This is a genomic window from Vibrio sp. L85 (assembly GCF_963871815.1).
Classification (GTDB): domain Bacteria; phylum Pseudomonadota; class Gammaproteobacteria; order Enterobacterales; family Vibrionaceae; genus Vibrio; species Vibrio harveyi.
In genome coordinates this window covers 1-11,898 of record NZ_CAWMYL010000267.1, presented here as the reverse complement: position 1 = coordinate 11,898, position 11,898 = coordinate 1, and the positions used below count along the sequence as shown (strand labels likewise).

The 11,898-nt window shown below is 40.7% G+C and carries 15 protein-coding genes; 6 read left to right on the top strand and 9 right to left on the bottom strand.

What is annotated here, in order from left to right:
- Positions 1 to 4: 4 nt before the first annotated feature.
- From AACR11_RS29375 to AACR11_RS29365, 3 genes are all read right to left on the bottom strand, one after another.
- On the bottom strand, positions 5 to 343 hold the full coding sequence (locus tag AACR11_RS29375) for a hypothetical protein (RefSeq protein WP_017188797.1): 339 nt from the start codon (positions 341 to 343) through the stop codon (positions 5 to 7).
- Positions 344 to 1,132: 789 nt separating this feature from the next.
- Positions 1,133 to 3,853, bottom strand: coding sequence for an LPD7 domain-containing protein (locus AACR11_RS29370; protein ID WP_079325387.1), 2,721 nt, complete (start codon positions 3,851 to 3,853; stop codon positions 1,133 to 1,135).
- Positions 3,847 to 4,200, bottom strand: coding sequence for a plasmid mobilization relaxosome protein MobC (locus tag AACR11_RS29365; RefSeq protein WP_017819266.1), 354 nt, complete (start codon positions 4,198 to 4,200; stop codon positions 3,847 to 3,849). The genes AACR11_RS29370 and AACR11_RS29365 overlap by 7 nt, the downstream gene beginning before the upstream one ends.
- 244 nt (positions 4,201 to 4,444) lie before the next feature.
- On the opposite strand from AACR11_RS29365, the gene AACR11_RS29360 reads away from it, so the two are divergent.
- From AACR11_RS29360 to AACR11_RS29350, 3 genes are read left to right on the top strand one after another with little or no spacing between them, the layout of a single operon-like run.
- Complete coding sequence (locus tag AACR11_RS29360; RefSeq protein ID WP_050923350.1) at positions 4,445 to 4,945, top strand: hypothetical protein; 501 nt, start codon at positions 4,445 to 4,447, stop codon at positions 4,943 to 4,945.
- A 2-nt stretch (positions 4,946 to 4,947) separates the two neighbouring features.
- Positions 4,948 to 5,646 carry a StbB family protein gene (gene stbB / locus AACR11_RS29355; RefSeq protein ID WP_017819268.1) on the top strand — a complete coding sequence of 233 codons (699 nt, stop codon included), beginning with the start codon at positions 4,948 to 4,950 and terminating at the stop codon, positions 5,644 to 5,646.
- Between the two features lie 9 nt (positions 5,647 to 5,655).
- Positions 5,656 to 6,069 (top strand): hypothetical protein, encoded by a 414-nt coding sequence (locus tag AACR11_RS29350; protein ID WP_017819269.1) that lies wholly within the window; start codon positions 5,656 to 5,658, stop codon positions 6,067 to 6,069.
- Between the two features lie 376 nt (positions 6,070 to 6,445).
- Here the strand turns inward: AACR11_RS29350 and radC are convergent, their stop codons facing one another.
- Entirely contained in the window at positions 6,446 to 6,934 is a 489-nt protein-coding gene (gene radC, locus AACR11_RS29345; protein ID WP_017819270.1) for a RadC family protein, read from the bottom strand.
- 349 nt (positions 6,935 to 7,283) lie between these two features.
- Here radC and AACR11_RS29340 point away from each other — a divergent pair, with 349 nt between their 5' ends.
- Together AACR11_RS29340 and AACR11_RS29335 are read left to right on the top strand one after the other, a co-directional pair.
- Positions 7,284 to 7,616 (top strand): hypothetical protein, encoded by a 333-nt coding sequence (locus AACR11_RS29340; RefSeq protein ID WP_139374638.1) that lies wholly within the window; start codon positions 7,284 to 7,286, stop codon positions 7,614 to 7,616.
- Between the two features lie 123 nt (positions 7,617 to 7,739).
- Positions 7,740 to 8,036, top strand: coding sequence for a hypothetical protein (locus tag AACR11_RS29335; protein ID WP_017819271.1), 297 nt, complete (start codon positions 7,740 to 7,742; stop codon positions 8,034 to 8,036).
- A 145-nt stretch (positions 8,037 to 8,181) separates the two neighbouring features.
- Here the strand turns inward: AACR11_RS29335 and AACR11_RS29330 are convergent, their stop codons facing one another.
- The 5 genes from AACR11_RS29330 to AACR11_RS29310 all read right to left on the bottom strand — a co-directional run bounded on the left by AACR11_RS29330 (position 8,182) and on the right by AACR11_RS29310 (position 11,033).
- A complete protein-coding gene (locus AACR11_RS29330) occupies positions 8,182 to 8,463 on the bottom strand; it encodes a hypothetical protein (protein WP_017188789.1) in 282 nt (93 codons plus the stop codon).
- A gap of 259 nt (positions 8,464 to 8,722) precedes the next feature.
- The gene (locus AACR11_RS29325; protein WP_079325383.1) at positions 8,723 to 9,925 is read right to left on the bottom strand and encodes a replication initiation protein; all 1,203 of its coding nucleotides are present in this window, start codon (positions 9,923 to 9,925) and stop codon (positions 8,723 to 8,725) included.
- Between the two features lie 219 nt (positions 9,926 to 10,144).
- Positions 10,145 to 10,354 carry a hypothetical protein gene (locus tag AACR11_RS29320; protein WP_017819272.1) on the bottom strand — a complete coding sequence of 70 codons (210 nt, stop codon included), beginning with the start codon at positions 10,352 to 10,354 and terminating at the stop codon, positions 10,145 to 10,147.
- On the bottom strand, positions 10,351 to 10,761 hold the full coding sequence (locus AACR11_RS29315; protein ID WP_017819273.1) for a hypothetical protein: 411 nt from the start codon (positions 10,759 to 10,761) through the stop codon (positions 10,351 to 10,353). Before AACR11_RS29315 ends, AACR11_RS29320 begins: the two co-directional genes overlap by 4 nt.
- Before the next feature lie 59 nt (positions 10,762 to 10,820).
- Complete coding sequence (locus AACR11_RS29310) at positions 10,821 to 11,033, bottom strand: hypothetical protein (protein ID WP_017188785.1); 213 nt, start codon at positions 11,031 to 11,033, stop codon at positions 10,821 to 10,823.
- A gap of 153 nt (positions 11,034 to 11,186) precedes the next feature.
- Here AACR11_RS29310 and AACR11_RS29305 point away from each other — a divergent pair, with 153 nt between their 5' ends.
- Positions 11,187 to 11,849, top strand: a complete 663-nt coding sequence (locus tag AACR11_RS29305) for a helix-turn-helix domain-containing protein (RefSeq protein WP_017819274.1) — start codon at positions 11,187 to 11,189, stop codon at positions 11,847 to 11,849.
- Positions 11,850 to 11,898 lie beyond the last annotated feature (49 nt).

Sequence of the window (11,898 nt, the reverse complement as noted above, 5' to 3'; positions counted from 1 at the left end):
CTAATTAAAGATTAACTTTAAAACTGGCAACCGTTATCGAACAGTCTGTACTTTGCTCTTCTTCATACCTTAAACGTATCGATTTACTTGCCATGAAAGCCGCAATCATGACGCTCACTTTAGTTTCGTAGTTCTGGCTAGATGTCGGAATAAGAAAACGACGATCACCGTCGCATGTTGAAGTAGAAGAAGATTCACTTTCATTCGTGACATAGAAGTACAACCCTTCATCAGCGGGATAAAGTCCTTTGATGTTTAAATCAGAAGAGTTTTTCCATCCAGAGGCTAAACCAGGAGCAGTAAAACCTAGAGTTAAAAGCGAAACAATTAGACATTTTTTCATATCAAAACCTATAAAATGGTGGTTCACAACGAAGACTATTCACATATATAAACAGCTCAAATTTGATTACAAAGCGTTAACCTATAATCAAAAGTTAAGACCAATTTGACTAACTCAATATTGATTTTCATGGATAGGAACCTAGAAAGGGTCACTTCCATTTCCAAAATGAATATAATTGATAATAATTATCATTAACACCAAAAGTGAAACTAATTTTATAAAATGCCAAGAAGATCAAAAAGGGAACCATGAAATCTTCACATGTAAGTTGAAAAGAAGTCAGGTGAAGAGCTTAGAAACGCCAAGCAGATGTTCTAGAAAACATCGCAACTAGACGTTGAGTATGCGATTGAGGACAAACAGGTTTTTTCTGGAGGTTGTTGCTCATTTTTCGAACCAAATAAGATAGAAATAACCTTTAAATTCATACTTTTCAACTACACTTCTGGCATAAATCATTAATAGAACAGGAATTTGCCACACTTAGAATTGGCATTGCTTTTATATTTAACAACTGGGCATATAGCCCAGATGCTCAATTAGAAATGTTCAGTTTTATGAGTGACCCTTAGTTTTGATATGTAATATCACTGATGGTTTTGGATCCCAAAGAAAGGTGATGAAAGCCTTGCGGTGACACTTTTAGTTAACTGCCCCCACCATATAACGATTAAGGGGATTTTTTGCTCCAATTGTCTCTAGGATTAAATTGGAGATAAGGCTGAAAGCGATAACCAATAAAACTACAGAATGCGAAATCCGCTGCCACAATCAGAGCCTACGTTACTATTTTATGCGGCAACTTTGTTTTTGCGCGCGACTTTTGTCGATGACGTTAACCTGCGCATCGTAGTTTTTAGGCACAGGTTGGACACCTTGCGCTTTCTTTTGATCTATCAAACCAGACTGCACTTCTTTAATGGTGTAATGTTTCAAGAAAGCATCTTTCTTTACAATTTGCTCGACCGTGGATTGTTCAAATCGATTTGGCGACTTGCCGTTTATTGTCACTTGCAGCTTCTCGCTGATCTCATCCCACTTATAATCGAGTTCAAATTTGGCAGGTTTGAGCACCTCTTCTTTAAGTTGCGTGTTCGCAGCTTCATAAGACACGTTATCTTTCAGAGCTATTGCCACTTCGCATTTCGAACCCGCGCTATCCATCGTCTCAATAATAGCGTCACGTTTTAACTCTTCCTTACGACGAATAAAATCCGCCTCCATCTTCTTATCAACAAACACGATATTTAAGTCCTTGCTCACAGCCACATCAATGACTTGCTCTTTAAACTCCTTTGTCCCATTGATTTTCACCACCCCAAACTTTTCGGCAGCAAGCGTCAGCGCGGCTGCAGTATGGTTAATATCAGCTTTTTTGCTGTGCATAATTATTTTTTCACCGTCATCACGAAACACCTTGTCGCCCGTGTTCTTATCCGAGAAGTCTACATACCGTTTTGCGTCGTTCTTACTCGCGACTAGGTCATTCATGCTCAACGTGATCTGCGCGGCAGTCTCTCTCGCCTTCATGATGCGCTTAGCACTCTCGACGGCGCTAAAGCTCTCGTTAGCTGAAACGATAGCATTATCTTTAGCTTCTGGTGCGCGATGGCGCTCTAGTTCGTGTAGTGCCATAGGTAACTCTCCAATGTGCTCTTTGCGTTGCAAGTGTTTGAGCAATCGGATGGACTCATCGAGCGGGTTCTTTTTACCCCAACCTTGAGTAACTCTATTGCTGGCAAACACGATGGAATTGACGGCTTGCTGCTCTTGGCGAACTCGTTGCTGTTGCGCGAGTTGCTGCCTCTGCTTGCCGTAAGTCGTCTTTAGGATTTCTTTGGTTTCATCCCAACTCAGCCCCATGTATTTCGTGCAAAAGTCACTGACGTTATAAGCTCGCGTTTCAGCTTTTATCCGCACAGAGCCATCTTTGGCCTTAAAGTGGCTGTACTGGTCTTGGACTAAGCCATGAGAGTCGGAAAGGTGAGAAAGTAGGCTCTCGGCTTTTAGGTTTTGCCTGATAGTGCGAAAGCGACCGAGTTCGCTTTGCTCTTGCTTATTTTCTTGGAAGGTGTCGAACAATTGCGTCACGTAGCTCTCGCTATGTTGCGCCTTGGCTTTGATGCGCTTGATAGTTGCCAGTGTCGCGTTCGGTGAAGGCTTTCGGTAAAGCGAAAGTCGAACTACTCGTCGTCGAGGTTCATAACCAGCCCGTCGCAATTGAGGACTTCGACTGGTTTGTTTGACTGCCAAATGATCCGATGCATTATCATGCAATAGTTCTGTAGGACAACTTCCCCGTTGTCCTCCTCCTGTAGCCACATTGAGTTCGGACATACTTGGCAAGCCGTTGGGGATGTCGGTAAATCCTCTTGGGATGCCTCGTCCAACACCAAGCTTTCGATCACGCGCCCGTCTGCTCGTTGGAATATTCCGCTGGCTTGCTCCGGCGCCTCGTTCTGAAAGTCCGGTTCCTGTGCTTCGTTCAGAAAGTCGGGCTCCGGTGCTAAGGTTGTATTGTCGGTAATATCGCTCTCGTTGCTCATTTAAAAACTCCCCTTTTAGTTGGGTTGGCAGCGCCTTGTATTGCTCGCGCAATTTGGGGGCTGCTTGGTGAATGTACTTAACCTCATGTGACTTGCTGTTGACCCACTCATTAACCAAGCGGTTCACTTGCTTTTCGCTCGGCTTTTCCCGTTTAAGTGTTCGATGCTCGATAAACTCAGGGCGAAAACAACTGTCCGTTAAACGAACATTACGCGTTGAGCCGTGAGGTTTGATTTTGAGGTATTCGTCCGGCTTTCCGACCTTACCTATCGAGACTTCACCATGCTTCGCGAGCTCTTCTTTGAAAGCGGCCATAGTGGTGATGTTTTTGTCTTGGATAACGTCAAACAGCTCAGACTTGAGTTTGGCGTTCGCGCCTTTGAAGTTGTCACCTTTGTAACGCGCCAATAGTTTCGATTGGTCGATTTTAAATACACGCTGATTATCAAATGGTGATACCAAGTTAAACTTTGAATTAATACGCTCTTGGATAGCGTCAAAATATTCCAAGTTTGTTTTGTAGAAACCATAAGGATTCAGGTTTTTATCATCGAGTAGATTTTTCTTAGGTATTACAACATGAACATGAGGAAAGCGCTCTACTACTTCCCCTGTACTCTTATCTTCGTAGGACTTAATTTTTGGAACATGAATCTCAGCATAAATATTAAATTCTCCCTCTGTGTAAGAAGACATAATATTTCGCTTATATTCCTCATATACTTCACGAATCTTTTCTTCTGAAATATCCCTTTCAGCAAAGCTCAAAGTGACATGAAAATAATTTTCAGGTTTATCTGTTTTCGCCATTGTTTTAATAATGGTATCGGTAATAGATAAATCCCCATCAATACAAATACGTTTATCTAATTGGTCACGGTGCATTTCGCGGTCGGACTTCATTCCATCGCGCAAATACTCAGCAATGCCATCCTTACCACCACGAACTCGAACTAACATTTATCCATGCCTTTTTCAAAAGCCGAGCGAACACCAATCAACTCATTCATGATCTTGAGGTAGTTTCGCTCACTAACCACTTCGCCACGGTAAGCTTGGTTGAGCTTCTTGGCGATCTGGTTAATGTTATTCGAGGTTTTATTGGCTAGAAAAATCATGCGTTTTTGAGCATCAGTTTCCTCAACTGAACCGCTCACCTCCACCATATTTTTCTCGTTTGATAAAATAACTTTGCGAAAAAGCTCAGCCTTTTTTATATCAAAGTTTTCTATAACGGTTTTAAAGGGTTCATATTCAGAAGGTGTTAGTCTTGTTTGAATATGAATAGTGGCACTTTCTTTTTCCATAATTAAACTCGTAGAGTTTCAGGGGTTCAAGGGGATGTTATCCCCTTGGCACGCGAATGTATACATTCGACAGCGTGCCTATGGAAATAAAAAAGACCTGAAACGGGTCTTTTATTTCCTCACATTGACTTTCAATATTATCCACATTACCTCATGATGTTCTCACAGGTAAAAGAGAAATATCTCCGGATAATCTTCACATTGTATCCGTTTTGTATTCTCATTGTCTTTCAAGGTGTAATAAATGGACATAAATAAAATCACTATTGAAACCGCAAATAGTATCAAAGAGAAGCTAACTCAAGGAAAAAGGAATAAACAGAGCATCATTGATGAGCATCTTTCTGATATAGAAATACTGAGCAAATCAGGAGTCAGTTATAAGGAACTGCTGAGTAGTTGTGATGTTCCAATTGCTTTAAAACACTTTCATTCACTGATTTTTCGCGCAAAGAAAAAGCGTAAAGCAACCTCTATTGAAAACAAAGTAATGCCAATACCTGTTACTTCTAGTGACAAAGTAACAAGTCAAAAAAAACTTTCACCTGATACTAATTTAAAAAAAACAGGTCACTTTTCTAACTTGGATTGGGAAGAAATTGGCATTCACAATGAATATCTAATTAAAGTCTTGCAAGAAACTGACCTAACACCGAAAGAAGTAAAAAGTTGGAATTGCCCTAACCAAATTCAACTGAGTACGCGAATCAATGAATATCGCATGCGTAAAATGAAGAGGAAATAAACATGTACTTAAATATTGCTGTCGTTAACAACTCTGGTAACGTAGGTAAATCTACCATCTGTGACATCTTATTAAAACCAAGATTAGAAGGGGCAAAGGTTGTCAAAGTCGAAACCATTAATTCAGATGGAACGAACGACGAAAAAATTTCAGCAGAGCAGTTCGAAGACGTACTCAATAAAATGGATGAACATGATTGCTCAATCATAGATGTTGGATCTTCCAACATCGAAAACTTTTTATTGAAAATGCAGGAGTTCAAAAGCAGTCATGAAGATATTGATTACTTTTTAGTCCCTGTAACTCCACCCAACAAACAACAAGTGGACTCTGTTACTACTATTCAAAATCTAATGACTCTTGGTATAGAGCCTGAACGCGTTAAAGTTATCTTCAATATGGCAAATAAAAAACTGGCCGTCACCAAAGAGTACGCAGAATTTTTAAGTGGTATACCTTCTGGTATTTCACTCTCAGAATATCCTGTCGTCTTCGAATCCAGTGTGTTTGATTTGCTCGCAAAAATAGATCGCCCATTTTTGGATGTATTAAATGACAAGAGAGATTACCGTACGCTAATTCGTCAAAGTGAATCAAAAGAAGAACGCAATATTCTCTCGTTTGAGCGTTCGGCGCATCGCCTCGTCAATGGGTTTAATGATGAGTTAGACCAAGCATTTTCTGCGTTAAAGCTAATCTAAGGGGGTGCCATGAACAACCTTGCCAAAATAACTAAGGAGCTCACTCTTGATGAACTCCACGAACTGCGAGAAACGGTTCTTGCATTAAGTGAGGCCATCAAGCTCGTCCCGAGCGAGTTTGATGCCTCGTTTCAGCAAAAAATAAATCGTGTCCTCGATATCACCTGCGAGATGGAACAGCACAGCAGGAAACTAAGATCTGCTATCGAGCAGTCACAAATAATGTTTAGTGACTCACTTATTCAACAGTTGCAAACTCAAAATGAGCAACAATTAAAAGCCATCGATAAACGAATATCAAATAAGCTAAGTGGCTACATACCAGTAAATAAAGGGTTCTTCTTCACCGCCTTATTTGTCAACGCATTATTCGTTAGCAGTCTGTTGGGAACGGTATTCTATCTACTCGCATTCGTCTTGTGAGATAGGGAGCTAAATTGAGAATTAGAAACCAAGCTAAAGAAAGGTGAACATTTTGGAAGACATCGACTACAAAGCGTCGGTATCTATTGCGTACTTACCCATTACCGACCCCATACACCTTCCTTGCCCAGACATGGAAGGGGTTAGTAATTTTGATCCAATAAAAGCTCATAGATCGTGTTGTTTGATAGCAGAAATAAGAAAAAGGTACGGACTCCAGCGACAAATTAAAGTTCAGCCTAAACCCTTGACTTATGTTTGTACAGAGTGCGGTTGTATCGAACCGTGGGGAACCGTTAACAACGGAAATCCTTAACTTAAGCTCGCTTAAAACATCAAATTTCATTCATAAGCGAAAAACGGCCGAAGCCGCTTTTTAAATCCAGCCACGTTCTGCGAACGAAACTGTGTTTTCAAAAGAAACGACAAAGTGATCAAGGACTTTGATATCAACAAGTGATAGTGCGTCGATTAAGCAGCGCGTAATACGACGGTCAGCTTGGCTCGGCTCCGCAACACCAGAAGGGTGATTGTGATAGAAAATGACGGCTGCAGCATTTTCAACAAGTGCTCTTTTGACGACTTCACGAGGATAAACCGAGGCTGTATCAACGGTCCCAGTAAACAACTCGGCACAAGAGCGAGCTCGGTGCTGGTTATCTAAGAAGATAACGCCAAAGACTTCATGCTCTCTAGTCGCTAATGAGTTTTGACAAAAGAGCTTTACCATTTCAGGAGAACTGAGAGCTGGTTGCTCACTAATAAACAGCTTTGACTTTAGGATTGCGGCAGCATGAGACAATACTTCCTGCTCTTGCGCGGTAAATAATGACGTATCTGTATAGTTGAAGGTTGATTCAGTCATGGCTTATATCCTTGTGTTCATGTTGTTTTCGCCTGACTGTCCGATCTACTGTCGTGGTTCTAATCTGCAAGGGCGCGAAGCGGCTCTGCCCTACCTTGCCGGTTAGGTTCTGATAGTAGACGGTTCAAGGGAATGCGATGAATGACTGAGCACAATAAGGATAGAAACTTGAGTTAACCTAAAATATGAGATCACCGTTACAAATGGGCTCAGTAAAGTGAATATAGCTAAGGACTGCACGCATAATTAATAGTGAGTTTTTAATTTCTGATAAGCCTCTCTAATTAGACAGCCAATCCAATAATTAAAGGTGATAATATCAATATTCTAAATACCAAAGAGATGACACGTGACTAAAATCGAATATAGATATTTAAATACCAAAAATATCAAAGTGACCTTGAAATTTACACAGCCCATACACCTTGCACATGAAGTGGTAGAATCGCTTGAGTATCAATCAACGGATAAAGTAAATTTGAATATTCCATGTCCTTGTATTGGATGCATAAAAGGCGGATTTGATATATCGACAGATATTGAAAGCACCGTAAAAAAACAAAGACAACACTTGTACATAAAACGAACTTGTCAAGGATGGCAAGAAAACCAATACTCCAGCAAAAGCGATTGCTCATGCAAATTAGAGTGCGATATTGCAATCAGCAACTCACAACTGTAACAGCGCGCGCCAGGTTCACCTACAACTCGTATCATTTTTAGCATCAAGTTACTTTACGTTTGCAGGGTGCTCCATTACCAACGTAACCCACACCTCAAAATTACACGATATATAGAGGCATGAATGAACCAATATAGAAGCCTAGTATCAAAGCTTATTAAAACCATAGAAAACACTGATGCCTTAGGTGAATTGAAACAGGAGCTTATCGAGAACTTAAAAGCAGCTAAGGATATCCTGAACCCAATCGACTACGATGCGCTTAAGCGCATTACAATTAGAGCTTTAGTGTATGAATGTGGAAGTACTGAAGACTTAAGTGAATTAGAGTCATTGATTAATGATGTACCAACCGATGTTTTATCTGCGGAAGATTTTAGCCAGATAACAGAATTAGCTGCATGCAATCGTTGGATGTAGCAAATCCTTAGAGAGTATTTTTTATGTTAGTTTAATAACTACTCGCTATCGTTAAACTGGAGATGTGACTCATAGTGAGGATAGCTAGCGATAGCAATCCTCACTAGTAATTTAAAAGTTTCATCAATTATCAGTTGAACAGCCTTTAATCATCAATAAATAGATTTAACTTATCTCGACAGTGTACCATCCTGATAATGCTTGATACCGCTTTTTGAGAGTCAATCTCTAGCAGTCCTTTTGTATCAGCTAAAATTAAGCCTGTTATGTAAACTCCTGCGACCCGAGTTTTTTCACTAGCTTCACTGCTGGAAACTCCATCAATGACAACTTCTAAAGCTGATAGTACAACATCGTTTTCTTTTTGGTTTAACATATCAACACCTTCGTGAATCAATTGATTATGAATCACACCTTCTTTATTCATGTGTTGAAAGACAGCATTGAGTAAAGGGTGTCGAACACCACCTATCCAACATAATGCATAGAGACAGAGACAAAGAGAAAGATAACGGTACTCTTTTTCACGTCAATAGTATTTAGCAATAAAATGAATCTTAAGCTCATCTTCGAAACAATCGGAAAATGTTTCCATATAAAACCTCTCGATCTTTTATAAAGGATATTTCTTAACAAACAAATACTGTTAAACATAGATATGTAAAATTTCTCTATTGCCCTTATAACTAACCATCAACGACATACATGCTCTCTTTCTTAAGTGCTCGCTCAAAATCATTGGATGTGCACGTTACACTTACGCCATTTAAAGAAACATTCTTAACGGCTGTTATCTGATGTACAGCATAAGGACCACTTTCCTTCAAACCTTGTAGTGATGAAATGGGGAGAATTCGAGCATCTTCAGCAGACTCAATCAATGGTTGAATTTCATTGAAATAACGACGCACGGTTTTTCGACATAGACAAGCGGTTTTCGCAACTAGCGTGATGCTAAGTGATTCCCCCTTATTCAATAGATATCGACTGGCGTTTATCACGCGCTTTTTAGTTTTTTCACGCCTTACTTGATGTGTTCTCGCTGCAGCTAAGCTTTGCCTTTGCTTAATGTTTAGGTCGCTCGACAGATTCATCACTCCCCGCTTTACATGCGAACAAGCGTAATACTTATCCCAAGTCCACCGAGCAATACTTTTAACCACAGACTGAACTTCGCTATGCCTCAAAGGAGTCTGAGTATCAAACGAGTGGTTCTTGTATGTTGCAAAGTAACTGACACGACGCTTGAAATTCTCATAACTCCCTTCCCTACGCTCGCTCTTTACAATCGAATAGGCGTAGAGACGAGCATACTCAAATAAAGTGCAATTACGGGAGTGAGACATATCATCTAAACTAGCGGGTTGACGCCAATGCAAAGCCGCTTCAACTTCTACAGAGTCAGCTAACTCACCAAGCTCATAAATTTGGGAATGAAGTTCGGTTGTTTGCCACCATGGATGAAAAGGCGTCTTAGCCACTGGTCCTGAATACGCAAGATCAGCTTTGAGGCGTAGAGCCATAGCTTGATAAATAGCTTTGAGATATTGGATAGGTTTACTTCTCGCGTTGTCACTATTACAAACAGGAACAATCGCATAGTAAAGGTGGGCTTTGTTACTGTGTCGATTTCGTACAATGAGATTAGGAGGTGGTAACCCTTCATCTTGCCAAATGTAAGGGTTGGGGATTGCTTGGTCATCATGGTCAATGTCGAACACTAACCAAGAGAGCATATCTTTACGATTCACCTGCATATAAGGCCAGCGGACAGCATAATGCCTTGGTCGAACAAGCATTGCAGTTTTATTATCGCTGCATCTAGACAGATACGGGGCTTCATCGAGCAAACGCTGAAACGAGCTGCTCGTTGTTTTTAGAGGGAGCATAACAACCTGCCTAAAGTTATTTAGTCATGGTTAGGAAGCAATTGATAACCTTCACAGGCATACTCTAGCCAACACTATAATAATCCCGACGCACAGAGGTAACCTTCGATATTGGGATCGACTGTAGAAACAGGGTCATTATTAATGTTGAAGGGCTCAAGACTTAGAGGGGGTCTTCGCGTGAGAGCACCCTCTAGTTTCTATGAACAAGGAGATATGTCATCCTTTCGTCTCGCTTGCAAATGTCTTAAGAGCTATACCAGCTTGGTTGTGTATATCACGCCAAATCCGAATCAAATTACTTTGACACGCCTCTTGTCCCTCGACTTGGTTATCTCGATACTTAGCGATATTTAGTGATGCTACGTTCTGAAGATGGAGTGCTTCATCAACGTTGGAGATTGGTATCTGAACCGTTAGATAACTCATGCGTTGCCCCCCATAGCGCCTAAGCAGTATTGTTCAAACTGGAACAACGCTTCATCATCGAAATGTCCATGGTCTCTAAGAGTGAGCATCTCCACAAACAAGCTACGATTATTGAAATCCAAATAAGACCAATGATGAAGTTGCGGTACGCACTTAACATTTCCGGAGCGATACCAACTGACAAATGAATGGGAGAAGAATACACGAGCGCGCTCTCCCTCCATCGCGTCGCGTATTTCAGCCAAAATGTCTGATTGAGGACGATGTACCTCGGGAGCAGACAGTTTCTTTGCAATAGCCTCAAGATATTGCAGTATTGTTTGCTGTTCTTTCGTACCGCTTTGCCTAAAGAGTTTTTGTATCTGCTCTATTGACTGATTCAATAAAAATAGTTCTAAACTTTCCATACTAACCTCCACGTCATAATATGATGAGTGCATGTTCGAAAAACGTCCATTTGAGTAACTCAACCTAAAACTGCAATAGCTTCACGAGCTGCCATCTCATGCATTGCAACCATATTTATAAGTGGTTTATCGCGAGGTTTGTTCTTAGGTTTAATAATGACGCGCCCCTGTTCAACGTACTGCTTGATGGTACCCATAGGCAAACCGGTGATGCGTGAGTACTCTTCATAAGTCACATAAGGACTTAGGGGTGGTATCTTGTAAGTTAACATGGTGATATCCTTATATTTATATCTATCTTCATCGGTTGTTGCATGCTTTGGTCGGCACGACGTCCGAAAACAAATTTAGTATCGATCCGATTTTACGTACGATCAACTCAAACCCGTACAAATTTGAAATCAATCACAATATGGTGAACGTATATGAGTTTTGAATTGTCGATATTTGATTACATCAAAGGCGAGGAATTCACTGAAAAACTTAAAGAAGTCAATGGCGTTGGCTCTCTTGGCGAACTTGCAAATATTTATAATGTACCGAAGACAACGTTTAGCACTTGGAACTCACACAAGAGAAACTCACACGAGTTAGTGGTAAGAACTCATTTACGTACAGGCATTCCAGTTCAAGAACTGATTCTCCCAAAGAGCTTCCCTCTTACTGAGCTGCATCATTCATTTTGGGGCAATCAAGAAACATCTGAGTCAGGCATTACCTCATCTAATCTAGAGTTGCAGAACCCTCAGTTAGCTGTCTTAGCAATTAAGAGCTTCTGCCTATCGAACGGTCAACTTGCACCAACTGGAGAAATTCCATATGCACAACGCATGTTCAACTCTTGGGGTTTGGAAGCCAGGAACACCATTGAAATAGAAACTAACGAGGGTCGTTTTCTTATAGATAAAACACAGAACGATGCAGTGAGTGGTGAGTATTTGATTGATATGAATGGACGTCTGTCCATCAACCACATTCAACGATTACCACACAAATTAGCAATCGTGTTTGGTAACTCAACTGTTGAAGTGTCTGAAGAGGATATAAGGGTAATTGGTCGCGTAGCGGTAGCGCTGGAAAAGAAGTAACAGAAGTGGACCCCAGTGGTTGGACACATAAGCTAATTTCTTAAGTGGT

Excerpts from the sequence above, each read along its gene's own strand:
- AACR11_RS29375 (WP_017188797.1), bottom strand. The coding sequence starts at position 343 with ATGAAAAAATGTCTAATTGTTTCGCTTTTAACTCTAGGTTTTACTGCT.
- AACR11_RS29370 (WP_079325387.1), bottom strand. The coding sequence starts at position 3,853 with ATGTTAGTTCGAGTTCGTGGTGGTAAGGATGGCATTGCTGAGTATTTG.
- AACR11_RS29365 (WP_017819266.1), bottom strand. The coding sequence starts at position 4,200 with ATGGAAAAAGAAAGTGCCACTATTCATATTCAAACAAGACTAACACCT.
- AACR11_RS29360 (WP_050923350.1), top strand. The coding sequence starts at position 4,445 with ATGGACATAAATAAAATCACTATTGAAACCGCAAATAGTATCAAAGAG.
- stbB (WP_017819268.1), top strand. The coding sequence starts at position 4,948 with ATGTACTTAAATATTGCTGTCGTTAACAACTCTGGTAACGTAGGTAAA.
- AACR11_RS29350 (WP_017819269.1), top strand. The coding sequence starts at position 5,656 with ATGAACAACCTTGCCAAAATAACTAAGGAGCTCACTCTTGATGAACTC.
- radC (WP_017819270.1), bottom strand. The coding sequence starts at position 6,934 with ATGACTGAATCAACCTTCAACTATACAGATACGTCATTATTTACCGCG.
- AACR11_RS29335 (WP_017819271.1), top strand. The coding sequence starts at position 7,740 with ATGAACCAATATAGAAGCCTAGTATCAAAGCTTATTAAAACCATAGAA.
- AACR11_RS29330 (WP_017188789.1), bottom strand. The coding sequence starts at position 8,463 with ATGAATAAAGAAGGTGTGATTCATAATCAATTGATTCACGAAGGTGTT.
- AACR11_RS29325 (WP_079325383.1), bottom strand. The coding sequence starts at position 9,925 with ATGCTCCCTCTAAAAACAACGAGCAGCTCGTTTCAGCGTTTGCTCGAT.
- AACR11_RS29320 (WP_017819272.1), bottom strand. The coding sequence starts at position 10,354 with ATGAGTTATCTAACGGTTCAGATACCAATCTCCAACGTTGATGAAGCA.
- AACR11_RS29315 (WP_017819273.1), bottom strand. The coding sequence starts at position 10,761 with ATGGAAAGTTTAGAACTATTTTTATTGAATCAGTCAATAGAGCAGATA.
- AACR11_RS29310 (WP_017188785.1), bottom strand. The coding sequence starts at position 11,033 with ATGTTAACTTACAAGATACCACCCCTAAGTCCTTATGTGACTTATGAA.
- AACR11_RS29305 (WP_017819274.1), top strand. The coding sequence starts at position 11,187 with ATGAGTTTTGAATTGTCGATATTTGATTACATCAAAGGCGAGGAATTC.